The sequence below is a fragment of the Actinomadura sp. 9N407 genome, assembly GCF_044326315.1.
GTDB lineage: Bacteria > Actinomycetota > Actinomycetes > Streptosporangiales > Streptosporangiaceae > Spirillospora.
Genome location: NZ_JBIRAW010000023.1, coordinates 42,219 through 66,190 on the forward strand (window position 1 = coordinate 42,219; position 23,972 = coordinate 66,190).

21 protein-coding genes are annotated in these 23,972 nt (G+C 71.5%); 8 read left to right on the forward strand and 13 right to left on the reverse strand.

Going from position 1 to position 23,972, the window contains the following annotated elements:
- Positions 1 to 15: 15 nt before the first annotated feature.
- The 9 genes from ACH34Q_RS30505 to ACH34Q_RS30545 form a co-directional block, all read right to left on the reverse strand.
- On the reverse strand, positions 16 to 1,296 hold the full coding sequence (locus tag ACH34Q_RS30505) for an MCE family protein (RefSeq protein ID WP_395986548.1): 1,281 nt from the start codon (positions 1,294 to 1,296) through the stop codon (positions 16 to 18).
- Positions 1,293 to 2,324 (reverse strand): MCE family protein, encoded by a 1,032-nt coding sequence (locus ACH34Q_RS30510; RefSeq protein ID WP_395986549.1) that lies wholly within the window; start codon positions 2,322 to 2,324, stop codon positions 1,293 to 1,295. The genes ACH34Q_RS30505 and ACH34Q_RS30510 overlap by 4 nt, the downstream gene beginning before the upstream one ends.
- A 59-nt stretch (positions 2,325 to 2,383) precedes the next feature.
- Positions 2,384 to 3,430: an MCE family protein gene (locus tag ACH34Q_RS30515; RefSeq protein WP_395986550.1), complete on the reverse strand. Its 1,047-nt coding sequence runs from the start codon at positions 3,428 to 3,430 to the stop codon at positions 2,384 to 2,386.
- Positions 3,427 to 4,491, reverse strand: coding sequence for an MCE family protein (locus ACH34Q_RS30520; RefSeq protein WP_395986551.1), 1,065 nt, complete (start codon positions 4,489 to 4,491; stop codon positions 3,427 to 3,429). Before ACH34Q_RS30520 ends, ACH34Q_RS30515 begins: the two co-directional genes overlap by 4 nt.
- A gap of 32 nt (positions 4,492 to 4,523) precedes the next feature.
- A complete protein-coding gene (locus ACH34Q_RS30525; protein WP_395986552.1) occupies positions 4,524 to 5,627 on the reverse strand; it encodes an MCE family protein in 1,104 nt (367 codons plus the stop codon).
- On the reverse strand, positions 5,627 to 6,682 hold the full coding sequence (locus ACH34Q_RS30530; protein WP_395986553.1) for an MlaD family protein: 1,056 nt from the start codon (positions 6,680 to 6,682) through the stop codon (positions 5,627 to 5,629). The genes ACH34Q_RS30525 and ACH34Q_RS30530 overlap by 1 nt, the downstream gene beginning before the upstream one ends.
- The gene (locus tag ACH34Q_RS30535) at positions 6,679 to 7,545 is read right to left on the reverse strand and encodes an ABC transporter permease (RefSeq protein ID WP_395986554.1); all 867 of its coding nucleotides are present in this window, start codon (positions 7,543 to 7,545) and stop codon (positions 6,679 to 6,681) included. The genes ACH34Q_RS30530 and ACH34Q_RS30535 overlap by 4 nt, the downstream gene beginning before the upstream one ends.
- Complete coding sequence (locus ACH34Q_RS30540; protein ID WP_395986555.1) at positions 7,545 to 8,330, reverse strand: MlaE family ABC transporter permease; 786 nt, start codon at positions 8,328 to 8,330, stop codon at positions 7,545 to 7,547. Before ACH34Q_RS30540 ends, ACH34Q_RS30535 begins: the two co-directional genes overlap by 1 nt.
- A gap of 229 nt (positions 8,331 to 8,559) precedes the next feature.
- Positions 8,560 to 8,853: a YiaA/YiaB family inner membrane protein gene (locus ACH34Q_RS30545; RefSeq protein WP_395986556.1), complete on the reverse strand. Its 294-nt coding sequence runs from the start codon at positions 8,851 to 8,853 to the stop codon at positions 8,560 to 8,562.
- Between the two features lie 203 nt (positions 8,854 to 9,056).
- On the opposite strand from ACH34Q_RS30545, the gene ACH34Q_RS30550 reads away from it, so the two are divergent.
- The 6 genes from ACH34Q_RS30550 to ACH34Q_RS30575 all read left to right on the forward strand — a co-directional run bounded on the left by ACH34Q_RS30550 (position 9,057) and on the right by ACH34Q_RS30575 (position 16,323).
- The gene (locus tag ACH34Q_RS30550; protein WP_395986557.1) at positions 9,057 to 9,527 is read left to right on the forward strand and encodes an SCP2 sterol-binding domain-containing protein; all 471 of its coding nucleotides are present in this window, start codon (positions 9,057 to 9,059) and stop codon (positions 9,525 to 9,527) included.
- 49 nt (positions 9,528 to 9,576) lie between these two features.
- The gene (gene fdh / locus ACH34Q_RS30555) at positions 9,577 to 12,849 is read left to right on the forward strand and encodes a formate dehydrogenase (RefSeq protein ID WP_395986558.1); all 3,273 of its coding nucleotides are present in this window, start codon (positions 9,577 to 9,579) and stop codon (positions 12,847 to 12,849) included.
- A gap of 71 nt (positions 12,850 to 12,920) precedes the next feature.
- On the forward strand, positions 12,921 to 13,787 hold the full coding sequence (locus ACH34Q_RS30560) for a 4Fe-4S dicluster domain-containing protein (RefSeq protein ID WP_395986660.1): 867 nt from the start codon (positions 12,921 to 12,923) through the stop codon (positions 13,785 to 13,787).
- Positions 13,784 to 14,806, forward strand: coding sequence for an NrfD/PsrC family molybdoenzyme membrane anchor subunit (gene nrfD / locus ACH34Q_RS30565; RefSeq protein WP_395986559.1), 1,023 nt, complete (start codon positions 13,784 to 13,786; stop codon positions 14,804 to 14,806). The genes ACH34Q_RS30560 and nrfD overlap by 4 nt, the downstream gene beginning before the upstream one ends.
- Positions 14,807 to 14,899: 93 nt before the next feature.
- Positions 14,900 to 15,667 carry an SDR family oxidoreductase gene (locus tag ACH34Q_RS30570; protein ID WP_395986560.1) on the forward strand — a complete coding sequence of 256 codons (768 nt, stop codon included), beginning with the start codon at positions 14,900 to 14,902 and terminating at the stop codon, positions 15,665 to 15,667.
- Entirely contained in the window at positions 15,664 to 16,323 is a 660-nt protein-coding gene (locus ACH34Q_RS30575; RefSeq protein WP_395986561.1) for a TetR/AcrR family transcriptional regulator, read from the forward strand. The genes ACH34Q_RS30570 and ACH34Q_RS30575 overlap by 4 nt, the downstream gene beginning before the upstream one ends.
- On the opposite strand, the gene ACH34Q_RS30580 is transcribed toward ACH34Q_RS30575, so the two are convergent.
- The 4 genes from ACH34Q_RS30580 to kdgD form a co-directional block, all read right to left on the reverse strand.
- Positions 16,301 to 17,227, reverse strand: a complete 927-nt coding sequence (locus ACH34Q_RS30580; RefSeq protein WP_395986661.1) for a 2-hydroxyacid dehydrogenase — start codon at positions 17,225 to 17,227, stop codon at positions 16,301 to 16,303. The genes ACH34Q_RS30575 and ACH34Q_RS30580 overlap by 23 nt on opposite strands.
- Positions 17,228 to 17,297: 70 nt before the next feature.
- On the reverse strand, positions 17,298 to 18,623 hold the full coding sequence (locus ACH34Q_RS30585) for an enolase C-terminal domain-like protein (protein ID WP_395986562.1): 1,326 nt from the start codon (positions 18,621 to 18,623) through the stop codon (positions 17,298 to 17,300).
- On the reverse strand, positions 18,620 to 20,155 hold the full coding sequence (locus ACH34Q_RS30590) for an aldehyde dehydrogenase (NADP(+)) (protein WP_395986563.1): 1,536 nt from the start codon (positions 20,153 to 20,155) through the stop codon (positions 18,620 to 18,622). Before ACH34Q_RS30590 ends, ACH34Q_RS30585 begins: the two co-directional genes overlap by 4 nt.
- On the reverse strand, positions 20,152 to 21,069 hold the full coding sequence (gene kdgD / locus ACH34Q_RS30595) for a 5-dehydro-4-deoxyglucarate dehydratase (RefSeq protein ID WP_395986564.1): 918 nt from the start codon (positions 21,067 to 21,069) through the stop codon (positions 20,152 to 20,154). Before kdgD ends, ACH34Q_RS30590 begins: the two co-directional genes overlap by 4 nt.
- A 132-nt stretch (positions 21,070 to 21,201) precedes the next feature.
- Here kdgD and ACH34Q_RS30600 point away from each other — a divergent pair, with 132 nt between their 5' ends.
- Positions 21,202 to 22,095: a LysR family transcriptional regulator gene (locus ACH34Q_RS30600; protein WP_395986565.1), complete on the forward strand. Its 894-nt coding sequence runs from the start codon at positions 21,202 to 21,204 to the stop codon at positions 22,093 to 22,095.
- A gap of 256 nt (positions 22,096 to 22,351) precedes the next feature.
- Entirely contained in the window at positions 22,352 to 23,947 is a 1,596-nt protein-coding gene (locus ACH34Q_RS30605) for an ABC transporter substrate-binding protein (RefSeq protein ID WP_395986566.1), read from the forward strand.
- Positions 23,948 to 23,972: the final 25 nt, after the last annotated feature.

Below are 23,972 nucleotides of genomic sequence, written 5' to 3' on the forward strand. Positions count from 1 at the left end.
CGGCCCTCCTTGGGGTCAGCGATTGCGGCGGCGTAGCAGCGTGCGGAGGAAGTTCGCGATGACGGCGAGAACGACCGCGGCGCCGATGGCCGGGGGCAGCAGGGGAAGCCATCGCGCCGAGTCGGTGGTCTCCTCGCTGCTGGAGCCGACCGGCCGGATGGGAGTGGTGCTCTCGGGCGCCGGCTCGGCGGCGGGCTGCCGCGTCGTCGTCTTGTCGGTCTTGTCCGCCTTGGCGGCCTTCGCCGTCTTGGGAGTGGACGGGCAGAGCGCGAGCGCCGGTGCCTTCGGCTGGGGGACCGGCGAGCTGTACTCGGCCGCCGCCTTGTACGGCCCCCCGACCGTCAGGACGGGCATGACCCGCAGGGACTTGCCACTGGCGTCGGTCGCGGTGACGTCCGCGACCAGGGCCTGCAGCGTGGGCACCATTTCGAGGACGTGGCGGATCTTCGCCTGGTTCCGCCCGCTGAAGATCGGCGCCGTCGGGACGGCGGCGGCGGTGAGCAGGCAGCCGAATCCGGGACGGGCCTTGTCCAGGAGGGTGTTCACGTTCTTGAGGGCGCCGGGGCCGTACCGCAGGACGGAGTCGAGGTCCTGGCGGGTCTGCCGCATGGCCGCGGTGAGCAGGGCCAGATCGTTCACGCCGGAGACCAGCTGGTGCCGGTGGCCGGTGAGGGTGGCGGTCAGCCGGGTCAGCTCGGCCGACAGCGCGTCCAGGACCTCGGCGTCGGCCGCCAGCGTCCCGGTGAGCTGGTGGGCGTCGGCGATCGTGTCGTTGATGGAGGTGCCGCGTCCCTCCAGGCCCGCGGCCAGCTCGCGCACGAGCGTCCGGGTGTCGCGCGGGTCGATGGCCTTGAGCGTCTGGCCGAGCCCGGTGAACAGCTGCTGGTAGTTGGTGGTGCCGACGGTACGGGCGACCGGGATGTGGTCGCCGGGCCTCAGGACGCCCGGGCCGGGCCGGGCGGGCGGTGTCAGCTCGATGTACGGCTCGCCGATCGCCGACTTCCGCAGCACCCGGGCGCCGACGCCGGCCGGGACCCGTACGCCGCGATCGAGGTCGAGCCCCACGTCGACATGCCCGGTGCGCAGCTCGATCGCGCCGACCTTGCCGACCCGTACGCCCAGATGGGTGACCTCCAGGTCGCTGTTGAGGCCGGGGGAGTCGGCGAACTCGGCGGTGACCCGGAACGGGCGGTCCAGGGCGTCGATGCTGATGATGCTCCGTACGGCCCAGATCGCGAGCGCGACCCCGAGCAGGGCGAAGAACGTCAGGTTGATGACGATGCGCGGGTGTCTCATGGCCGTGGCCCCATCAGCTCGTCCAGCGGGATCTTGGCGGCACCGGACGTACTGGCCGGACCCGGCGAGTCCGAGGCCGACGGCAGGAAGCCCTTGATCCAGAGGAAGAGCAGGGCCTGCCCGCTGTAGGAGACCGACGGGCCGCGCAGGAACGTCAGTACGGATCCCGCGACGGCCTTGAGGTCCTGGCCGCCGCGCACGGCGGCGGCGAGCAGGGTGTCCGCCCGGGCGAGCAGGGTGCCCAGCCGGGCGGCATGGCGGCCGTGGATCTTGGTGTTGACCGAGCGGGCGAGCTTGAGCAGCTGCTGGACGGCCCGCTTGAGCTCGGCGCGCTCGTTCTTCAGCCGTTCGGTCGCCAGCAGCACGTTGCCGGGCAGCTTGTCGATCTCGCCACGGCCCTTCTCCAGCGAGTCGCCGAGCTTGGCGAGTCCGTCCAGGGCGCGGACCAGGTCGGTGCTCGCGGCGGCGTAGGCGTCGGTGACGTCGGCGGCGCGCTTGATCAGCGTGTTGAGCTTGGGGCCCTTGCCGCGTACGGCGGTCGCGGTCTCGCCGGTGATGGTCGAGAGGTCCTGGCCGCTGAGCGCGGCGAGCAGCGGCCCGAGCTTGGCGCTGATCTCCTCCAGGTCCGGCTGTACGGAGGTCTGCGCGAGCGAGGCGCCGCTGGCCAGGAACGGGCCGGTGCCGGCGGTCCGTCCGGGCGGCAGGTCGAGGCGCACGTAGTTCTCACCGAGCAGCGACGTCTTGGCGATCGTCGCGGTGGTCCCGGCCGGGACGCGGCGGTCGCTCTGGAGCGCCATCGTGACGCGGGCGCGGAAGCCGCTGAGCCGGATCCCGGTGACCGAGCCGACCCGGATGTCGGAGATCTGCACACTGTGCCCGGTGACCAGGCTCTGCACGTCGTCGAACGTCGCGGACAGGACCATGTCGCCGCGCGGGGCACCGAGGGTCTGCAGCGAGCAGCCGCTCGCACCCGCCGTACCGGCGGTCAGCGCCAGCGCGCACGCCACGGCGACGACCGGTCGCCTCATCGGGGCGCTCCTTCTCATCCGGGTCCCTGCCATCGGAGTCCGCGTCATCGAGGCGGCTGTCATCGGGGCACCTGCCCGGTGTCGCGGGGCGGGGTGCAGTCGGCCAGCTTCGGCTCGCCTTGCAGGCAGGGGACGGTGCCCCAGCCCATCGCGGTGAACAGCGGCTGCAGCCAGGCGCGTACGGTGCCGTGCACGACGAGCCGGATCACGGCGACGTTGCGATCGCGGTCCCAGGCCTGGACGGCGACGTCGGCGAACCGGCCCAGCGCGTCGATGGTCTGGTTGAGCGCACCGGCGTTGGCCTTGAGCGTCAGCACGATGTTGGACAGGTCGGTGACCGCCGCCGGCAGCGTCTCCTGGTACTGGGTGATCAGCACCTCGCTCTTGCGGATCGCGCTCGCCAGCCCGGCCACGAAGTCGCGCAGCCGGGTCCGTTCCTCGGCCAGCGTGCGGCTGGTGGTGGAGAACGAGCCGAGCAGCGTGCTGAGCTTCTCGTCCCGGGCGTTGAGGTCGGCGGCCAGCGTGCGCAGCCCTTTGGCGAGCGACACGATCCGCTCGTCCTGGGCGGCCAGGTCGTGGGTGAGCGTCGCGGTGCCCTGCAAGGCGCGGTTGACGTCGTCGCCGTGCCCGTCGAGCGCGTCGGCGCCGCGTCCCACGGTGTCCCCGAGCCGCTTCGGGTCGATGGACCCGTTGAGCCGGGCGAACGCGGCGAGCGCGTCGTCGATCTCGACCGGCAGTTCGGTGCGTTCCTGCGGGATGACCGAGTCCGGCGCGGCCTTGGGCTGTCCGGGCAGCCACGCGGGATGCAGCATCACGTACCGCTCGCCGAGCGCGTTGGCCGAGGCGATCGTGGCCCGCACGTTCTGCGGTACGGGGACTTCCCGGTCGAGCAGCAGCCGGACCCGGACCCGGCCGCGCTCGCTCTCGATGGAGGTGATCGTTCCGGCGTTGGCGCCGAGCACCTTCACCCGGGACTGCTCGTACAGCGACGGCGTCTTGGCGAAGTAGACGGTCAGCGGGTACGTGTCGCCGCCCTGCACCACCGTGCAGCCGCCCGTGCCGGCGGTCAGCGCCAGCGCCGCCGCTGCGGCGAGGAGCCGTCTCATGGCCGTCCTCCTGAGGTCGTCCGCGTCTTGCCGGGCCCGGCGTTCGGCGCGATCTCGGCCAGTTCGGCGAGGTCGCGCGGCGAGAGCGGGCCGAGCCCGGTGGCGAGGACTTCGAGCCAGGGCCCGTACCCGCCCGTACCGGCCAGGCCGCTCAGCGTCGGCCCGGCCCAGGCGAGCAGGTTGTTGAAGTCGCCGGTGACCGGGCGCAGCCCGCCGAGCGTGGTGCGCAGGTCGGCGATGGTCGCGACCAGGTCCGCCTGGTGCTTGTCGATCAGCGTCGTCATGCTCCGTACGGTCCGGTCGCCGCTGCCGAGGAACGTCGACAGCTCGGCCCGGCGGTGCCGCAGCTCGGCCAGCATCGCCTCGACGTTGGTGAGCAGCTGGGAGAGCTGGCGGTCCTTCGTCCGGGCCAGGTCGAGGATGCGGTCGCCGTTGCCGAGCAGCTTCTTGATGTCGGGATTACTCGCGTTCACGGTCTCGGCCAGCTCGGTCAGGTTGGTCAGGGCGCGCGACAGCCGGTGCCGGTCCTGCGTGTTCACCCCGCCCAGCTCCGCGACGATCTTGTTGAGGGAGCGGGAGTCGAGCTTGGCGATCGTCCGGGTGGAGGTGTTGAGGACGTCGTTGACCGTCACCGGCACCTTGGTCCGCGACTTGGGGATGCGCCGCTTGGACGGCGGCAGCCCGTCCAGGTGCGGGGCCCCGACGGGACCGGACAGCCGCAGGTAGCGGCCGCCGAGGACGTTCGCCACCTTGATGTCGGCGCGGGTTGCGGGGCCCAGTTCGACCTCGGCGTCGACCTTCCAGGCGACCAGGACCTCGCCGCGGCCGTAGTCGGGAGCGACCTCCGTCACCTCGCCGACCCGGATGCCGGCCACCCGTACCTCGTCGCCGGAACGCAGCCCGCCGGTGTCGGTGAACACGCCGGTGACCGTGTACCGGTCCTGCAGCAGGCCGCGGGTGCCGACCAGGTAGACCGTGAGCACCAGGACGAGCAGCGTGCCCGACGACACCAGGCCGACGGTGATCTTGTTCCGGTCCCGGAACGACCCCAGCGTTCCCATCCGCCGTGGTCTGAGACTTCGCGATATCGGCTTCACTTCCGGCCTCCGAGGATGAGGCGCTCCAGGTCCCCGGACGAGGTGATCGCGCCGGCGGACTCGCGGGGGCCGGGCAGCCGGGTCGGGTACGGGCAGGGCGGCGCGGCGAGGCTGACGCACGGGACGGCCGACTCGACGAAGCGGCCGTTGTCGACGGCGGCGAAGATGTGCCGCAGCTTGGGACTCGCCGACGTCATGATGTCGGCGACGGTTCCGGTGTTGCGGCTGACTCCGGCGGTGAACGTGGACAGCCGGGAGATGACGCGCGCGAGCTGCTCGCTGTTGCCCGCCAGTACCTGGTCGGACGTCCTGGCCATCGCCGCCAGCTGGACGAGCGCCTGGTCGATCAGCGCGCGGTTGTCGGCGAACGCGCCGCTCAGGCTGACCATGTTGTCGATCGCCTGGCCGATCTGCTTGTCGCGGCGGGCGATGACCTCGGTGATCGCGGCGTAGTCGGCGAGCATCTGGCGCAGCGTGCCGCGCCGGGCCGCGATCGTCGACGACAGCGTGTCGACCCCGACGATCAGCCGGTCGATCTCGGCCGCGTTGCCGTCCAGGGCCTGCGCGAGCGAGCCGAGCACCTCGTTCACCTGCGCGGGGTTCACGCTCTGCGTCAGCGGCGCCAGCTGGTCGATCAGCGCGCCGGCGTCGACGACCGACCGGGTCCGGGTGATGTGCGCGCCGGGACGGATCGGGCTCGGGCTCGTACCGGGGATCAGGTAGACGACCCGGCGGCCCATCGCGTCGCGCCACCGGATGGCGGCCTCGCTGTCGGCGGGGATCGAGACCGACTCGTTCACGGTGAGCCTCACCTGGGCGCGGCCCTCGACGACCTTGAGCTCGTCCACCCGGCCCACCGGAGCGCCCGCGATCTTCACCTGGTCGCCTTCGGAGAGCCCGCTGGCGTCGTCGAACGTGGCCGTGAGGCTCCAGCCTCCGGCCACGCTCAGCCGCGCGATCTGGGCCCCGATGAACGCCGTCAGTACCCCGGTGACCAGCACGAACGCGCCCAGCCTGAGTGCCATGCCGGCCCGTGCCCGGTCCCGCGCGTTCCAGCGCGGTGCCTGCCGCAGCCGTCGCATCCGTTGCCTGTGCGCCATCAGCGGCCTCCCGTGGTGGACGGGCCGCACAGCCCGACGAGCAGCTCGCACGGATCGGACGGCAGCAGCGCCTGCGAGCGGATGTAGTTCTTGCCGCCGGGCCCGCGCGCCGAGGTCAGCTCCCCGTACAGGGGAAGGAGGGTGTTGCCGGTACGGACGGCGTTGCCGAGCAGCCCGAGCTGGCCGTAGATGACCGCGGCGGCCCGTTCACCGGAACGGAACGCCTCGCCGAGCTGCCCGCCGCGCTTGTCGAGCCCGTGCGACACCAGCGCGGAGATGGTGGAGAGCTGGTCGGCGAACGCGCCGAGCCGCCCCGTTCCGCCCGCCGCCGTGCTGGAGATGAGCGTGTTGGTGTCGCCGCCGATCGCGATCAGCTCGTCGCCCGAGCCCGACAGTGCGGTGCTGAGCAGGGCGCTGTCGGCGAGGAAGCGGCGGGCCTCGGCGCGCCGCTTGTGCGCGACGTTCAGCAGGACGCCGGACTGGTCGATGGTGCCGCGCAGCCGCGCGCCCTGCCCGTCCAGTCCCTCGGCGAGCGTGTGCACGATCGTCGCCACCTCGGCCGGGTCGATGGCGCCGAGCCCGGCGTCCGCGTCGGCCAGCAGGTCCGACAGGTCGCGCGGGTCGGCGGTACGGGCGATGGACGCGCCCGAGGCCAGGAACGGGCCGCCCCGCTCGTGCGCGCCGGGCTTGAGGTTGACGAACTTGGGCCCGAACGCGGACGCGGGCTCGATCGCCGCGGTCACCGAGTCGGGGACGCGGGTACCCGGCCGGATCCGCAGCTTCAGCCGGGCCCGTCCGGACGCGGCCAGCTCGGTGTCCGCGACCGTGCCGACCGTCACCCCGCGGATCTTGACCGGGGCACCGGAGCCGAGGCCCTGCCCGGCCCGCCCGAACTCGGCGGTGAGCATCGTGCCCTCGTCCTGGAACGGCCGCGCGACCAGCCCGTACACCGCCAGCCCGGTCACGGCGAGCGTGGCGACGCTGATCAGCAGCCGGCGCCGCAGCGGGTACCTCCGGTCGTCCAGGCCGGCCGCGTTCGATCCGTCGGCGCTCATCCGGTCAGCCTCACGGTCGCGCCGCTGCCCCAGAAGACGTAGGACAGCAGCAGGTTCAGGGTGACGATCGTGATGATCGACAGCCGGATCGCCCGGCCCGCCGCCCGGCCGACCCCGGCCGGGCCGCCGCCGGCGTAGTAGCCGTAGAAGCAGTGGATGGTGATCACCGCGAACGAGAAGACGGCCACCTTGATCGAGCTGTAGACCAGGTCGATCGTCGGCAGGTACAGCCGGAAGTAGTAGTCGTAGACGCCCGGCGCCAGATCGAAGAACTGGGTACTGATCAGCCGGGTGGCGAAGAAGCTGGCGAACAGCGCGATCAGGTACAGCGGGACGAGCGCGATCAGCGCGGCCACGACGCGGGTGCACACGAGGTAGGCGAACGAGCCGATGCCCATCACCTCCAGCGCGTCGATCTCCTCGGAGATCCGCATCGCGCCGAGTTCGGCGGTGAACGCCGAGCCGCACTGCGCCGCCAGCGCCACCGCCGCGATCACCGGGGTGATCTCGCGGACGTTGGCGAACGAGCCGACCAGGCCCATGAACGACTCGGCGCCGATCGAGCGCAGCCCGGTGTAGCCCTGCAGCCCCACCTCGGTGCCCACGAAGAACGCCATCGTGAAGATGACGAAGATCATCCCGCCGCCGACCACGGTGGCCCCGGCGCCGACGACGATGTCGCTGACGTGCCGGGCGACGGTCTTGGCGTACTTGCGGCGCAGGATCAGGTCGCGTACCGAGTACACGACCACCCGCTGCATGAACACCGGCCACTGCGCCAGGTCGCCGGTCCGCCGGACGGCCGTGCCCGCCGCCGCCACCGCTCGGGTCCCGGCCCCGGCCGCCGGAATCGGGCCGGCCATCAGATCTTGGGCGGGAACGCGACGAAGTACACCGTCGTGATCACGTAGTTGAGGGCGAACACCAGCATGAAGGCGACCACGATCGCCCGGTTGACCGCCCGGCCGACGCCGACCGGGCTGCTCGCGCAGGTCATCCCCATATGGCAGGCGACGATCGCGGCGATCATCCCGAACAGCCAGGACTTCAGCAGCGTCACCAGCAGGTCGGAGGTCTGCAGCAGCGAGACCGCGCCGTCGAAGTACGCGCCGGGCGTGACGTCCTGCAGCAGCACGTTGAACACGAACCCGCCGGCCGCCCCCGAGGCGATGACCAGCGAGGCCAGCAGCGTCGACACCAGGCTCGCCGCCCACAGCCGCGGCGTGACCAGCCGGTGCACGGGGTTGACCGCCATCGTCTCCATCGCCGACAGCTCGTCGCGGATCCGGCGGGCGCCCATGTCGGCGGTCATCGCCGACCCGCCCGCGCCCGCGATGATCAGCGCGGCGGCGATCGGCGCCACCTCCCGGACCAGGCCCACCACGACCGCGCCGCCGGTCGCCGACTGCGCGCCGAGCTGCCCGGCGAGCTGGCCGACCTGGAGCGCCACCGTCGCGCCGAGCGGCAGTGACACCAGGATCACCGGCAGGCTCGTCACCCGGGCCAGGAACCAGGACTGCTCGACGAACTCCCAGAACCAGGTCCGTACGTCCCAGGTCCGGCGCAGCCCCTCGAGCGCGATCACGAACATCTCGCCGACCTCGGCGAGCAGCCCGTGGACACGGGCCGGCACACCCGACGTGACCATGGCCTCACCCCTTTCGCAGGGGTCACCCTAGAGCGTCGTTGGCGCTGTGCCAATAGCTATTGGCAATCCGCCAGTAGGTGCTGCCGAACGCTGTTGGCATAGCGCCAATAAGTCGCTAGGGTGGCTCGGGTAGCGGGTGGCCTCGCCGACCGGCGATGACGCGAGGCCACCCGCCACCACCCCGCTTCCCCGAGGGCGGACACGGGTCCTTCACGCGGGCACGCGTCCTTCACATGGGCGGCGGCGCGTACGGGTCGTGCTCGCTGAGGAGCTTGTCGAGGCGCGCCTTGTCGACGCGGCTGCTGATCTCCTGGGTCTCCTGCTTGTCCCGGACGCATTTGGCGAGCGTGAACGTGGACGTGATCACGTACAGCATGCCGAGGGCCAGGAACGCGCGGACCCAGGTCTCCACGGGCAGATAGGCGACGCCGACCGCCACGGCGATACTGGAGACGGCGAACGAGATGATGGCCTGGGCGAAGAACGCGGCGGTACTCGCGGGCTGCTGGTTCGGAGGGGTCATGGTCCGAGTGTGCGGACTGGCCGGGCCGGGCGCCTGAGTACGGCGACTCAACCTTTCTGGGTAGTCGCTCCTCCGGGTAGTTGTGCCGCTTTGCTAAAGGGCGGGCGGCGCCTTGTTGGTTTGGCTCTTACGGCCGGCGGGTCATTTTCGGTGGGATTTCGTGCTACTGGACGGCTGAGCCAACCGGACGAGAGGACGCCGACATGACCGTGATCCCGGATCTCGACAATGCCGAGGAGCTGCAGAAGTTCCTCGACGCGATCGACGGGCCCGAAGTGCTGCGCGAGCTGCTGGACGGGCCGGGGATGGACGACGCCCGGATCGAGGAGTTCGTGGAGGCGGCCGGGCCCACCCGGATCCTCGACCGGGTGTTCGCGCTCATGGGGGAGCGGTTCGTCCCCGAGCGCGCGAAGGACGAGGCGGGCATCGTGCAGTGGAACGTGCGGACGCCCTCGGGGGTGTTCACGTACCACGTCGAGATCCGCGACGGCGCGGCCAAGGGCGAGCGCGGCGCCTACAGCGGAGCGAACGTCTCGCTCAAGATCTCGGTGCCCGATCTGCTCCGGGTGTGCGCCGGCCGGCTGAACGCCGTGACCGCGTTCACCAGCGGAAAGATCCAGCTCACCGGCGACATGATGTTCGGCGCGAAGCTGTCGGGCTGGTTCGACTACTGATGTTTCAAGCGCTCGTCCCGGGTAGTGCCCGACCGGGGAGGGAGCGCTCGTGGGTGTGCGGACGTGGATCGAAGGATGGCCCGTCTACAAGCAGGTGACGGGTGACGACCGGCTCGGCCGCGGGGCGGCGGTGGAGTCGGCGCATACCGCCGGGCTGAGACCGCGGGTGTCGACGGCCGACCGCGTGGTGAAGTCGGTCTGTCCCTACTGCGCCGTGGGCTGCGGCCAGCAGGTGTACGTCAAGGACGAGAAGGTCGTCCAGGTCGAGGGTGATCCGGACTCGCCGATCAGCAGGGGGCGGCTCTGCCCCAAAGGATCGGCGACGCTGCAGCTGACGACCGGGTCCGCCCGCGAACGTTCGGTGCTGTACCGGCCGCCGTACGGGACGGAGTGGGAGGAGCTCGACCTCGACACGGCCATGGGAATGGTGGCCGAGCGTGTCCTGGAGACGAGGGCGAGCACCTGGGAATGGGAGGCCGAGGACGCCAGGGTACGGCGCACTCTCGGAATCGCCAGCCTGGGCGGCGCGACGCTGGACAATGAGGAGAACTACCTCATCAAGAAGCTCCACACGGCGCTCGGTGTGGTGCAGGTGGAGAACCAGGCGCGGGTGTGCCACAGCGCGACGGTGGCCGGACTGGGGACCTCGTTCGGCCGGGGCGGCGCGACGACGTTCATGCAGGATCTGCAGAACTCCGACTGCATCGTCATCCAGGGATCGAACTTCGCCGAGGCGCATCCGGTCGGGTTCCAGTGGGTGATGGAGGCCAAGGCCCGGGGCGCCACGGTCATCCATGTGGATCCGCGCTTCACCCGGACGAGTGCGGTCAGCGATGTCTACGTGCCCATTCGCGCGGGATCCGATATCGCCTTCCTGGGCGGCATCATCAACCATGTGCTGACGACGGAGTCGTACTTCCGCGACTACGTGCTCAGCTTCACGAACGCGTCGACGATCCTGCGCGAGGACTTCCGCGACACCGAGGATCTCGACGGGGTGTTCTCCGGGCTGGACGCGGAGACGCGGCACTACGACCTGGACACCTGGCGGTACGAGGGCCTGGACGTGGTCGCGGCCTCCGGCAAGCGTGACCTGGACTACGACCGCCGTACCCGGGACCGCATGGAGAGGGACGAGGCCTCGGTCAAGGAGTCCGGCCGGGGCGAGACCCACGGGGCCGGCGGCGCCGCTCTGGGCAAGGGCAAGCCGCACGTCGACGAGACCTTGCAGCATCCGCGTTGCGTGTTCCAGGTCCTCAAGCGGCACTTCGCCCGCTACACGCCCGAGATGGTGGAGAGGACCTGCGGTGTGCCGCCGGAACTGTTCGCCAAGGTCTGCGATGCGCTGGTACGCAATTCCGGGCCCGACCGTACGAGCGCGTTCGCCTATGCGGTGGGCTGGACGCAGCACACGGTGGGCTCGCAGTACATCCGTACGGCCTCCATCCTGCAATTGCTGCTCGGGAACATCGGGCGTCCCGGCGGAGGAATCCAGGCGCTGCGCGGGCACGCGTCCATTCAGGGATCGAGCGACATCCCGACCCTGTTCGACCTGCTGCCGGGCTACATTCCCATGCCGCACGCCCATCGGGGCCAGACGCTGGAGGATTTCGTCGCGGCCGATTCCGCCCAGAAGGGCTACTGGGGCAACATGCGCCAGTACGTGGTGAGCCTGCTGAAAGCGTGGTGGGGCGACAAGGCGACCGCCGACAACGACTACTGCTTCGACTACCTGCCCCGCCTGACCGGAAGCCACAGTACGTACGAGACGGCCCTCGCCCAGATGGACGGCACGTGCAAGGGCTACTTCCTCATGGGGGAGAACCCGGCGGTGGGGTCGGCCAACGCCAAGGTGCAGCGGCTCGGGATGGCCAATCTGGACTGGCTCGTCGTCCGGGACTTCTCCCTCATCGAAAGCGCCACCTGGTGGAAGGACGGCCCGGAGATCGAGACCGGGGAACTCAGGACCGGGGACATCGGAACCGAGGTCTTCTTCTTCCCGGCGGCCTCCCACACCGAGAAGGAAGGCAGCTTCACCAACACCAACCGGACCCTGCAATGGCACCACCCGGCCGTCCATCCGGAGGGCGACTGCCGGAGCGACCTGTGGTTCATGTACCACCTGGGCCGCATCATCAGGGAGCGGATCGCGGGCTCGACGGACGAGCGCGACCGTCCCGTCCTGGACCTGACCTGGGACTACCCGGTCGAAGGGCCGCATGACGAGCCGTCGGCGAACGCGGTGCTGGCCGAGATCAACGGGTTCGACGCCAACGGGGACCATCTGTCGTCGTACGACCAGCTCAAGGACGACGGGTCCACGTCGTGCGGCTGCTGGATCTACTGCGGGGTCTACGCCGACGGCGTCAACCAGGCCGCGCGCCGCAAGCCGTCCTCGGAGCAGGACTGGATCGCGGCGGAGTGGGCGTGGGCGTGGCCGTCCAACCGGCGCATCCTCTACAACAGGGCGTCCGCCGATGCCAGTGGCCGGCCCTGGAGCGAGAAGAAGGCGCTGGTCTGGTGGGACGCCGAGCAGCGCAAGTGGACCGGGCACGACAATCCCGATTTCCCGGCCGGCAAGGATCCGTCCTTCAGGCCGGAAGCCGATTCCACTGGGCCGTCCGCACTGGCGGGCGACGACCCGTTCATCTTGCAGGCGGACGGTAAGGGATGGCTGTTCGCTCCGGCCGGTCTGGTGGACGGCCCCATGCCGACTCACTACGAGCCGCAGGATTCGCCGTTCGACAACCCGCTGTACGGGCAGCAGCGCAATCCCGTACGGAACACCTTCCCCAGGCAGCACAACCGGATGCACCCCAGCGGTTCGGAGCCGGGGGCGGAGGTCTTCCCGTACGTCGTCACCACGTACCGGCTCACCGAGCACTTCACCGCAGGGGGCATGAGCCGCTGGACGCCCTACCTGGCCGAGCTGCAACCCGAGTTCTTCTGCGAGATCTCACCCGAACTGGCCGCGGAACGGGATCTGGAACACGGTGGCTGGGCGACCATCGTGACCGCACGCAACGCCATCGAGGCGCGTGTGATGGTGACCGACCGTATGGCGCCGCTGAAGGTGCAGGGCCGTACGGTCCATCAGATCGGGTTGCCCTACCACTGGGGACCCAACGGCTACAGCACGGGCGACGCGGCCAACGAGCTGTCCGGTATCTCGCTCGATCCCAACGTGCACATCCAAGAGGTCAAGGCGCTGTCCGCCGATATCCGGGCCGGACGCCGTCCACGCGGTCCCGGCCTGCCCGAGCTGGTGCTCGACTACCAGCGCAGAGCGGGGATTCACGCCGACACAGGCATGGAGGTATGACGATGGGGCGCTTCTCCGGACCGCTGGCGGACGTCGCGGGCGATGCGGGACACGTCGGCCACCCGCCCCGGATGGGATTCTTCACCGATACCTCCGTCTGCATCGGCTGCAAGGCGTGCGAGGTGGCGTGCAAGGAGTGGAACGCCATACCGGAGGACGGGCTCACGTTCACCGGCATGTCGTACGACAACACCCAGGGGCTCGGCGCCGACAGCTGGCGGCATGTCGCGTTCATCGAGCAACGCAAGCCCCTGGGCATGCAGGACCCGGGCGTCGAGCATGGCGATTACAGCGATGTGGACCTGCTCGGCCTGACGGCGGAGGCCGCGGCCCAAGGCGAAGCGGCCGATGGCGAGGATCGTGGCGAGTTCCGTTGGCTGATGGCCTCGGACGTGTGCAAGCACTGCACGCATGCCGCCTGCCTTGACGTGTGCCCCACCGGCTCGCTGTTCCGTACGGAATTCGGCACGGTGGTGGTGCAGGAGGACATCTGCAACGGCTGCGGCTACTGCGTACCGGCCTGCCCGTACGGAGTCATCGACCAGCGCAAGGACGACGGCCGCGTCTGGAAATGCACGATGTGCTATGACCGCATCTCGGACGGCATGGAGCCCGCGTGCGCGAAGGCGTGCCCCACCGACTCCATTCAGTACGGCCCCTTGGACGAGCTAAGGGAACGCGCCGCCACGAGAGTGGAACAGCTCCACGACGCAGGAGTCGAGGACGCCCGCCTCTATGGGCACGACCCCAACGACGGAGTCGGCGGGGACGGAGCGTTCTTCCTCCTCTTGGACGAGCCAGAGGTCTACGGCCTTCCTCCCCACCCGGTCGTCACCACCCATGACCTCGGTTCCATGTGGCGTCACGCGGGTGCGGCGGCCCTGACACTCCTAGGCGGAGTCGCCACGGCCTATCTCGCGACCAGGAGGAAGCGTTGAGCGAGGCAGAGGTCACCCGAGAGGGCGTACAGAACCAGCGTCCCGGCCGTGAGGCCGTACCCGGGGCCAAGGGCGGGCTGGAACGTCCGCACCGCCGCCGTCGCAAAGGCGAGCGGACGGTCGTCCCGGAGGCCGAGTTCGGCTCGTACTACGGCAGGCCCATCATCAAGGCGCCCACCTGGAAGGCCCGCGACATCGCGAGCTACCTGTTCCTGGGCGGCCTGGCCGGGGGTGCCTCGGCGCTGGCCGCCGGGGCCGAGTTCACCGGACGCCCGGCGCTGGCCCGAGCGGGCAAGATCGGCGGCCTGACCGCGATCGGGCTGTCCACCGCGGCCCTGATCCACGACCTCGGCCGCCCCGCGCGGTTCATCAACATGCTGCGCGTCTTCAAGCCCAGCTCGCCGATGAGCATGGGCTCCTGGATCCTGATGGCGTACGGCCCCGCCGCCGGGATCGCCGCCGTCACCGACATCAGCACCCTGCTCTGCGAGGGCGGCCTGTTCCGCAGGGTCGGCCGCGCGGCCACCGGCTGGTCGGCCCTGACGGGCGCCGCCGTGGCCTCGTACACAGCGGTCCTGATCTCCGACACGGCCGTGCCCGCCTGGCATGAGGCGCACCGCGAGATGCCGTTCCTGTTCGTCGGCTCCGGCGCTGCCGCGGCCGCGGGCCTGGGCCTGCTGGCGGCCCCCGTACGGGAGACCGCCCCGGCCCGAGCCACCGCCGCGCTCGGCACAGCCCTCGAAATGGGGGCCTTCCGCCTCATGCGCCGGCGCCTCGGCCCGCAGGCCGAGCCGTACCGCAGCGGCAAGGCGGGCCATCTCATGCGCGCCGCGCAGTTCCTCACCGTTGCCGGTGCCGTGGGGACCGTCACCCGGGCCGGACGTTCCCGCAGGGGTGCCGCGCTGTGCGGCGCCGCCCTCCTCGCAGGCTCCGCCTGCACCCGCTTCGGCGTCTTCGAGGCGGGCCGTACCAGCGCCACCGACCCGCACTACACCGTCCTGGCCCAGCGCCCCGGGTGATCTTGGTGCGTTGACAGGCGGTCCGTGCCGCGCCTAGCTTGCTAGGCGTTCTCGATCGCTAAGCGGCCGCTTAATCCTCGGAAAGGCCTCACGATGACGGATCTGTTCAGCCTCGCGGGCAAGACCGCGCTGGTCACCGGTGGTACCCGAGGCATCGGGCTGATGATCGCGCGGGGTCTGCTCGAGGCGGGCGCGGGCAAGGTGTACGTGAGCTCCCGCAAGGCCGAGGCGTGCGAGCAGGCCGCCGAGGAGCTGTCCCAGTACGGCACCGCGATCCCCATTCCGGCCAACGTCAGCACCGAAGAGGGCTGCCTGGGCCTGGCCGAGGCCGTCGCGGGCCGGGAGGACTCCCTGCACATCCTGGTGAACAACGCCGGGGCCACCTGGGGCGCGCCGCTGGAGGAGTTCCCCGCGCACGCGTGGGACAAGGTCGTCGACCTCAACCTCAAGGCGCCGTTCTACCTGACCCGGGCCCTGCTGCCGCTGCTGCGCAAGGCCGCGACCCCCGACGACCCGGCGCGCGTGATCAACATCGGCTCCATCGACGGGATCATGACGCCCGGCGAGCGCTACTCCTACACCGCGAGCAAGGCCGGGCTGCACCAGCTCACCCGGGTGCTGGCCAAGGAACTGGGCCCCCAGGCGATCACGGTGAACGCGGTCGCTCCCGGTCCGTTCGAGTCCAAGATGATGGCCGCCACGCTGGAGGCGTTCGGCGACGCCATCGCCGCCACCGTGCCGGTGCGCCGCATCGGCCGTCCCGACGACATGGCCGGTGCCGCCGTCTACCTGTCGAGCCGGGCGGGCGCCTTCGTCACGGGAACGGTGATTCCGGTCGATGGCGGCCTGACCGCGACGTGACCGCCCCCGGCGACGGGGCTTCGGCGGCGGCGGTCGAGCGGGCCTGGGCCAAGCGGCCCGAGAGCGCCAGGCGGCTGTTCCGCGCGGCGGTGGAGGTCATCGGGGAGCACGGCTACCACGGCACCTCGACCAGGGCCGTCGCCGCGCGGGCCGGGCTGAGCCCCGCGGCCATGTACATGCACTTCCCCGCCAAGGAGGACCTGCTCTACCAGATCAGCAAGACCGGGCACGAGCTCACCCTGGAGATCGTCCGGGACGCGGCGGCGTCCTCGTACGACCCGGTCGCGCGGGTCCACGCCATCGTCACGGCCCTGGTCCGCTGGCACGCCGAGCACTGCACGATCGCCCGGATCCTCCAGTACGAGCACACCTCGCTCGCGCCGGGCCACCGCCGCGAGATCAGCGCCCTGCGCCGCCGTACCGAGGCCGTCCTGCGGGAGGCGATCGAGGACGGGGTACGGACCGGCCGGTTCGACGCGGCGGCGGTCCCGACCGGCGAGCTGGCGATCATGTCGCTGGCGATCGACGTGGCCCGCTGGTACCCGGCGCAGCGCCGCCGCAAGCCCGACCAGATCGCGCGCGCCTACGCCGACCTGTCCCTGCGCATCTTGAACTGGAACGGCGGCCCGGAGGTCATGGAGCCGGGACCGGGCTGACCAGCGTCCCGTTCTCCAGGAAGCTCCGCAGGTTCCGGAACGCGAGCTCGCCCATCGCCTCGCGGGTCTCGCGGGTGGCGCTGGCGATGTGCGGCAGCAGCAGGACCGAGTCCAGGCCGAGCAGGGGCGAGGGGACGTTCGGCTCGTCGGCGAAGACGTCGAGCGCGGCTCCGGCGAGCCGGCCGCCGGTCAGCGCCGCCACCAGGGCGGGCTCGTCGACGACGCTGCCGCGCGCGACGTTGACCAGGTAGCCCTCGGGGCCGAGCGCGTCCAGGACCCCGGCCGAGACCAGGCCGCGCGTGCCGGGCCCGCCGGAGGCCGCGACGATCAGGGCGTCGCTCCAGGCGGCGAGCTTCTCCGGCGACTCGGCGTAGCCGTACGGCACGCCGTCCACGCGCGAGCGGGAGTGATAGGAGATCTCCATGTCGAAGCCCTCCAGCCGGCGGGCGATGGCCCGGCCGATCCGGCCGAGGCCGAGGATGCCGACCCGCTTGCCGCTGACCTTGGTGGCCAGCGGGAACGGACCGCGCGCCCAGTCACCGCGCCGGACGAACCGGTCGGCCGCCGCGAACCGCCGCATCACGTCGATCAGCCCGCCGACGGCGGTGTCGGCGACGCAGTCGTTCAGCACGTCGGGCGTGTTGCTCACCGCGATCCCGCGCTCGGCGGCCCGGCCGACGTCGGTCGTGTCGTACCCGACGCCGAAGTTCACGATCACCTTCAGCCGGGGCAGCCGGTCCATCAGCTCCCGGCCGACGCCGTACCGCGCGGTGGTCACCACGGCCGCGTAGTCCGCGCCGTGCTCGTCGAGGTGGCCGGACGGCTGCTCGTCGAGCAGGACGGTGTCGTACGCCTCGCGCAGGTTCCGGTGAAGGGACGGCAGCAGCGGTCCGACCTGGAGCACGCGGTTCAAGGTTGTCTCCTGTTCATCGTGGAGCCATGGCGTCGATCGAGCATGGGTGTCGGTTCGAGCCTCAGCGCCGGTCGAGGGCGGGAAGCTTGGGGTCGAACGTCCAGCCCGGGACGAGATACCCCATCTGGGCGGCGTCGTCGCGGCCGCCCAGCCCCTCGTTCACATACAGCCGGTGCGCCTCCTCCAGCCGCTCGGGATCGATCTCGATGCCGAGGCCCGGCCGGTCGGGCAGGGTCAGATGGCCGTCGGTGATCTCGTACGGGGCGGTGGTGAGGCGCTGGCCGTCCTGCCAGATCCAGTGCGTGTCCACGGCCGTGATGGTGCCGGGGGCGGCGGCCGCGACATGGGTGATCATCGCCAGCGAGACGTCGAAGTGGTTGTTGGAGTGCGAGCCCCAGGTCAGCCCCCAGGCGTCGCACAGCTGCGCGACCCGTACCGAGCCGTCCATCGTCCAGAAGTGCGGGTCCGCCAGCGGGATGTCGACCGCGCCGGCGGTGATCGCGTGGCCCAGCTCGCGCCAGTCGGTCGCCACCATGTTGGTGGCCGTGCGCAGGCCGGTCGCCCGCCGGAACTCCGCCATCGTCTCTCGGGCGGAGTAGCCGCCCTCGGCACCGCACGGGTCCTCGGCGTACGCCAGCACGTCGCGCAGCCTCCGGCCCAGCTCGATCGCCTGGTCCAGGGGCCAGGCGCCGTTCGGGTCGAGGGTGACGCGGGCGCCGGGGAAGCGTTCGGCGAGCGCCGTCACCGTCGCGGCCTCCTCCTCTCCCGGCAGGACGCCGCCCTTGAGCTTGAAGTCGGCGAATCCGTACCGTTCCCGGGCCGCCTCGGCGAGCGCGACGACGGCCTCGGGCGTCAGCGCCTCCTCGGCGCGCAGGCGGAACCAGCCGTCGCCGTCCCCTGACCGGTAGGGCAGGTCCGTGCGGTTCCGGTCGCCGATGAAGAAGAGGTAGCCGAGCACCGGGACGCGGTCGCGCTGCCGCCCGGAGCCCAGCAGGTCCGCGACCGGGATCTCCAGGTACTGCCCGAGCAGGTCGAGCAGGGCCGACTCGATCGCGGTCACGGCATGGACGGTGGTGCGAAGGTCGAACGTCTGCGCGCCGCGTCCGGCCGCGTCGCGATCGGCGAAGCGCCGCCGTACCGATTCCAGGATCGCGAGGCGGGTGGCGACGGGACGGCCGGTGACCAGGTCGCGGGACTCGCGGAGCGTACGGACGATCCCCGCCCCGCCCGGCACCTCGCCCACGCCGGTCCGGCCGTCGGAGTCGGTGAGCAGGACGATGGTGCGGGTGAAGAACGGAGCGTGCGCGCCGCTCAGGTTGAGCAGCATGCTGTCGCGGCCCGCGACCGGCACGACCCGCATGTCGGTGATGCGAGGAGAGCCGCTCATACCGGCTTGCCGTCGACCCGGCGCGGTACGCCGAGCGGGTCGCCGTCGCGCAACTCTTCCGGGAGCAGGCCGTCCGGCACGTTCTGGTAGCTGACCGGGCGCAGGAAGCGCTCGATCGCCGACGTACCGACGGAGGTGGTGGCCGGCGCGGAGGTCGCGGGGAACGGGCCGCCGTGCACGATCGCGTCGCCGACCTCGACACCGGTGGGCCAGCCGTTGAACAGGACCCGCCCGGCCAGCGTCTCGAGGGCGGGCAGCAACTCGCCCGCGAGCGCGTGGTCGCCGGGCGCGGCGTGCACGGTCGCGGTGAGCTGGCCTTCGAGCGAGCCGATGATCTCCGCCAGCCGGTCCGCGTCCGCGACCCGCACGAGCAGCGAGGAGGCTCCGAAGACCTCGTCCTGGAGGAAGGAGTGGGCGAGGAAGGTCGCGTCGTCGGTGAGGAAGAGCCCGGCGACGCACGGGGACGCGATCTCGGGATCGTCCAGGCCGCGGGCCAGCGTCCGTACGCCGTCCGTCCCGGCCAGCCTGGCGGTCCCGGCGTCGTAGGCGGTACGGATGCCGGCGGTCAGCATCGGCGCGGGCGGAGCGGCGGCGACCGCGGCGGACGCGGCCTCGATGAACGCGTCGCTCCCGTCCCCGACGAGGAACACGAGGCCGGGACTGGTGCACAGCTGCCCCGCGCCGATGGACAGGGAGGCGACGAAGGCCCGGCCGAGGTCGGCGCCGCCGTCCCGGAGGGCTCCGGGCAGCAGGAACACCGGGTTCACGCTGGACATCTCCGCGTACACCGGGATCGGTACGGGCCGTGCGGCGGCAGCCGCGACGAGCGCGAGCCCGCCGCGTCGCGACCCGGTGAACCCGACGGCCGCGATGCGCGGATGGGTGACCAGCCGCGTCCCGATCTCGTGCCCGGCGCCGTGCAGCAGGGAGAAGGTGCCCTCGGGAAGGCCGTGCTCCTGGACGGCTTCGCGTACGGCGCGGCCGACCAGCTCGCTCGTTCCGGGGTGTGCCGGGTGGGCCTTCACCACGACCGGGGCACCGGCGGCGAGGGCGGAGGCGGTGTCGCCACCCGCGACCGAGAAGGCCAGGGGGAAGTTGCTCGCCCCGAACACCGCGACCGGGCCGAGCGGTACCTGGCGGCGGCGCAGGTCGGGACGGGGCAGCGGCGTACGCTCCGGCAGGGCCGGATCGATGCGGGCACCGAGCCAGTCGCCACTGCGGACGACCTGCGCGAACAGTCGCAGCTGGTTGCAGGTCCGGGCGCGCTCGCCCTCCACCCGGGCCCGGGGGATGCCGGTCTCGGCGACGACGCGCTCGACCAGGACGTCACCCAGGGCCTCGATGCGGTCCGCGATGGTGTCGAGGAACGCGGCGCGGGCCTTGAGCCCGGTGCGGCGGTACGTGCCGAACGCCTGCCAGGCCAGCTCGCAGGCGCCATCCACGTCCTGCGGCCCCGCGGCCTCGTAGCCGGGCTCGAGCCGTTCGCCGGTACGGGGATCGACCGCGTGCAGGGCGGTCTCGGGGCCGCTCACCTGGCCGCCTTCTCGATCAGGGCGGTGAGGTCGGCCAGTTCGGCGGCGTTCAGATCGGTCAGCGGCGGCCGGACCGGGCCGGCCGGGCGGCCGATCGCGGTCATTCCCGCCTTGACGATCGACACGGCGTACCCGGTGTTCCGGTTGCGGATGTCGAGGTAGGGCAGCACGAAATCGGCGAGCTTGCCGTACACCGCCGCCCGGTCCTGGGCGCGGACCGCCTGGTAGAAGCCGATCGCGAAGTCCGGCGCGAAGTTGAACATCGCCGAGGAGTACGTCGTGACGCCGAGTTCGAGGTACGGCAGCGCGTAGGTCTCCGCGGTGGGCAGCCCGCCGACGTACAGCAGCGATTCGCCGAGCGTGGCGTACAGGCGGGACATCAGCTCGATGTCGCCGATGCCGTCCTTGAAGCCGATGAAGTTGGGGCACTCCTCGGCGAGCCGGGCGACGGTGTCCACCGTGTACACGGCGTTGGCGCGGTGGTAGACGATCACGCCGAGCGAGGTGGCGGCGCAGACCGCGCGGACGTGCGCGCGCAGGCCGTCCTGGCTCGCCTCGGTCAGGTACGGCGGCAGCAGCAGGACCGCGTCGGCGCCGGCGGCCTCGGCGTCGCGGGCCATCTCGGCGGCCAGCGCGGTGCCGTACCCGGCCGGGGCGATGATCGGCATGCCCTCGGGCGCCTCGCCGACGGCGGCGCGGACGACCTGTCCCACCTCGGCGGGGGTGAGCGAGAAGAACTCGCCGGTGCCGCCCGCCGCGAACAGCCCGGCGGCCGGACGCTGCCCGAGCCAGCCGATGTGCTCGCGGTACGGTCCCTCGTCGAAGCCGAGGCCGGCCGTCAGATGGGTCACCGGGAACGACAGCAGCCCGGCACCGAGCGCGGATTTCAGTTCGTCGTGGGTGAATCGCGTCATGTGCTCTGACTCCAGGATCGGGGGGCGGGGGGAGATGCCGTCAGGCTAGGGACCGGGCATCATGCGTGTCCAAGTTGGATATGGCATGCACTGATACCTTTCGTGCATCACACGAGGAAGGGTGGGGTGGGCATGGTGACGTACACGCTGGATCAGTTGCGCGGCTTCGTCGCCGTCGCGGAGGAGGGCCACTTCGGCCGGGCGGCCGACCGGCTGCGGATGACGCAGCCCCCGCTCAGCCGCCAGATGCAGAAGCTCGAACGGGCCGTCGGCGTCCCGCTGCTGGTGCGTACCGCGCACGGTGCCACGCCGACGCATGCCGGGCGCGCCTTCCTCGTCGAGGCGCGCCGGCTGCTCAGCCAGGCCGACGCGGCGGTGCTGATGGCGCGCCGCAGCGCCGAGGGGACCAGCGGCACGGTGCGGATCGCCTTCACGGCGATGTCGGCGCTGGCGGTGCTGGGCCGGTGGATCGCGGCGGCCCGCGAGCACCTGCCCGACGTCGATCTGGTGCTGTCCGAGATGGTGACCCGGGCGCAGGTGGACGCGCTGATGGCCGGGGAGATCGATGTCGGGCTGGCGCGCGGCGTCGCGCGATCGGACGTGCTGAGCGCGCGGCTGGTGCATGCCGAGCCGCTGGTCCTGGCCGTACCGCGCGGGCATCCGCTCACCGCGCTCGGCCGCACGCCGAGGCCGGCCGACATCGCCGAGCACGACATCGTCACGTACGCGCCGGTGGAGGCCCGGTACTTCTACGAGCTGGTCATCACGGTCTTCCGGGACGCGGGCGTGGTGCCGCGCTTCGTCCAGCAGATGGCGCAGGTCCACAGCCTGCTCGCGCTGGTCGACGCGGGTCTCGGGGTGGCGCTGGTCCCGCGCTCCGCCGCGGTGCTGCGGCTGCCGCGGCTGGAGTTCCTGGACGTCGCCGGGCCGGCTCCGGATCTGGTCGAGGTGCACGCCGTCTGGCGCGGGACGAGCGATGCCCCGGCGCTGCGGGCCCTGCTGCGGCTGGTCGGTCCCGACTCTTGACGCCGGAAGTTCGGCCGCTCTAAGGTCCCGTCTACCCATAGAGATGAATTTCCTCCCGGTAGACAACCGTCTTCTCCCATCCCTTGTGATTCGGGCCGTGTGATCCGGCCATGCGATCCCGGCCCGTGCGCCGGGCCCGTGCTCAGGCCCCGCTCCCGGGCCCGTTCCCGGGCCCGTGCTCAGCGCTGGGCTCCGCCTCCGCGCCTTCGGTCGCTCACACGTCTCGCGCTCTCGACACGCCCTGTCTGGAGAGGCCATGCCCGCATTCCCGCCCCGCCGCCGACCCCGGGCACCCGTCCGGCCGGTACGTCCCGTACGCCGGGCACGCCCGGTGCCCGCCGTACTCGTGGCCCTGACCCTCGCCGCCACCGGATGCACGGTCGCCAACAGCGACGCGGTGTCCGGCGGCGCGAACGGCGCGCTGCAGATCGTGCTGCCGCAGGAGCCGCCCACCCTGGAACCCTGCGAGTCCTCGCTGACCGCGACCGGCATCGTGGTGCGCTCCAACATCACCGAGCCGCTGATCGAGCGCGACCCGACCTCCGGTGAGCTGAAGCCCCTGCTGGCGACCGGATGGAAGGTCGGCGACGACGGGCGCACCTGGACGTTCACCATGCGGGACGGCGTGCGCTTCCATGACGGCACGGCCTTCGACGCGAAGGACGCCGCGTTCACGATCGAACGGGCCGTCGGCTCCAAGCTCGGCTGCAACGTGGACGGCTACGTGTTCGCCGACAGCGAGCTGAAGGTGGCCGCGCCCGACGCCTCGACGCTGACCGTCACCACCGCGGAGCCGGACCCGATCCTGCCGCTGCGGATGTCGTTCCTGGAGGTCGTCCCGACCGGGACCGACACGAAGAACAAGGTGCGCAAGCCGGTCGGCACCGGTCCGTACCGGATCGCCGACTGGGACATCGGGATCAGCCTGAGCCTGGCGCGCTCCAGCGGCTACTGGGGCACCAGGCCCGCCTACCAGGCCGTCCGGTACGTGTGGCGCGCCGAGAACAGCATCCGCGCCGCGATGATCACCAGCGGTGAGGCCGGGATCGTCACCGGGCTCGGCCCCGAGGACGGCGCGGGCGACCTCGGCGTCGCGTACCCGAACAACGAGACCACCGCGCTGCGGATGAACGGCAACGAGGTGCCGCTGAACGACGTCCGGATCCGGCGCGCGATCAACTACGCCGTCGACAAGGAGGGCATCGTCCAGTCGCTCTTCCTGAAGCTGGGCGAGCCGGCCGGGCAGCTGGTCGCGAACGGCGTGGTCGGCCACGATCCGGCGATCAAGGCCTGGCCGTTCGACATGGCCAGGGCCAGGGCGCTGGTCGCCGAGGCCAAGGCCGCCGGGGTACCGGTGGACACCCCGATCACGCTGATCGCCAGGAACGCGATGTTCCCCAAGGTGGCCGAGACCGCCGAGGTGATCCAGAACGCGCTCGGCAAGGCCGGGCTGAACGTGAAGATCAAGATGCTGGACACCGCCGCGCAGCTGGAGTACCAGCTGCACCCGTTCGTCCCCGACGCCGGCCCGGTGCTGCTGCTGATCATGCACGGCAACCAGGCGGGCGACGCCGGATTCACGACCAGCCAGTACCTGAAGAGCGACGGCCCGCAGAGCCGGTTCGGGACGCCCGAGCTGGACCGCATGATCGACGAGGCGGAGCGCAAGACCGGCGCGGAGCGCGAGCGCGCCTTCGCCGCCGTGCTCCGCCACCAGAACGATCACGTCGTGCAGTACGCGCACATCGCCCACATGCGCGGGCTGCTCGGCATCTCCCCGAACGTCCGCTACAAGCCCGACTCCGCGACCACCGACGAGCTGCGGCTCGCCGACGTCCGCCCGGCCAAATGAGGGGGCCGCACGTGCGGAAGCCCGA

Bases quoted from the DNA above. Each gene is read 5' to 3' on its own strand.
- ACH34Q_RS30535 (WP_395986554.1), bottom strand. From the start codon at position 7,545: ATGGCCGGCCCGATTCCGGCGGCCGGGGCCGGGACCCGAGCGGTGGCG.
- ACH34Q_RS30505 (WP_395986548.1), bottom strand. From the start codon at position 1,296: ATGAGACACCCGCGCATCGTCATCAACCTGACGTTCTTCGCCCTGCTC.
- ACH34Q_RS30520 (WP_395986551.1), bottom strand. From the start codon at position 4,491: ATGGGAACGCTGGGGTCGTTCCGGGACCGGAACAAGATCACCGTCGGC.
- ACH34Q_RS30570 (WP_395986560.1), top strand. From the start codon at position 14,900: ATGACGGATCTGTTCAGCCTCGCGGGCAAGACCGCGCTGGTCACCGGT.
- ACH34Q_RS30540 (WP_395986555.1), bottom strand. From the start codon at position 8,330: ATGGTCACGTCGGGTGTGCCGGCCCGTGTCCACGGGCTGCTCGCCGAG.
- ACH34Q_RS30545 (WP_395986556.1), bottom strand. From the start codon at position 8,853: ATGACCCCTCCGAACCAGCAGCCCGCGAGTACCGCCGCGTTCTTCGCC.
- ACH34Q_RS30550 (WP_395986557.1), top strand. From the start codon at position 9,057: ATGACCGTGATCCCGGATCTCGACAATGCCGAGGAGCTGCAGAAGTTC.
- ACH34Q_RS30510 (WP_395986549.1), bottom strand. From the start codon at position 2,324: ATGAGGCGACCGGTCGTCGCCGTGGCGTGCGCGCTGGCGCTGACCGCC.
- ACH34Q_RS30605 (WP_395986566.1), top strand. From the start codon at position 22,352: ATGCCCGCATTCCCGCCCCGCCGCCGACCCCGGGCACCCGTCCGGCCG.
- ACH34Q_RS30600 (WP_395986565.1), top strand. From the start codon at position 21,202: ATGGTGACGTACACGCTGGATCAGTTGCGCGGCTTCGTCGCCGTCGCG.
- ACH34Q_RS30515 (WP_395986550.1), bottom strand. From the start codon at position 3,430: ATGAGACGGCTCCTCGCCGCAGCGGCGGCGCTGGCGCTGACCGCCGGC.
- ACH34Q_RS30585 (WP_395986562.1), bottom strand. From the start codon at position 18,623: ATGAGCGGCTCTCCTCGCATCACCGACATGCGGGTCGTGCCGGTCGCG.
- ACH34Q_RS30525 (WP_395986552.1), bottom strand. From the start codon at position 5,627: ATGGCGCACAGGCAACGGATGCGACGGCTGCGGCAGGCACCGCGCTGG.
- kdgD (WP_395986564.1), bottom strand. From the start codon at position 21,069: ATGACGCGATTCACCCACGACGAACTGAAATCCGCGCTCGGTGCCGGG.
- ACH34Q_RS30560 (WP_395986660.1), top strand. From the start codon at position 12,921: ATGGGATTCTTCACCGATACCTCCGTCTGCATCGGCTGCAAGGCGTGC.
- ACH34Q_RS30530 (WP_395986553.1), bottom strand. From the start codon at position 6,682: ATGAGCGCCGACGGATCGAACGCGGCCGGCCTGGACGACCGGAGGTAC.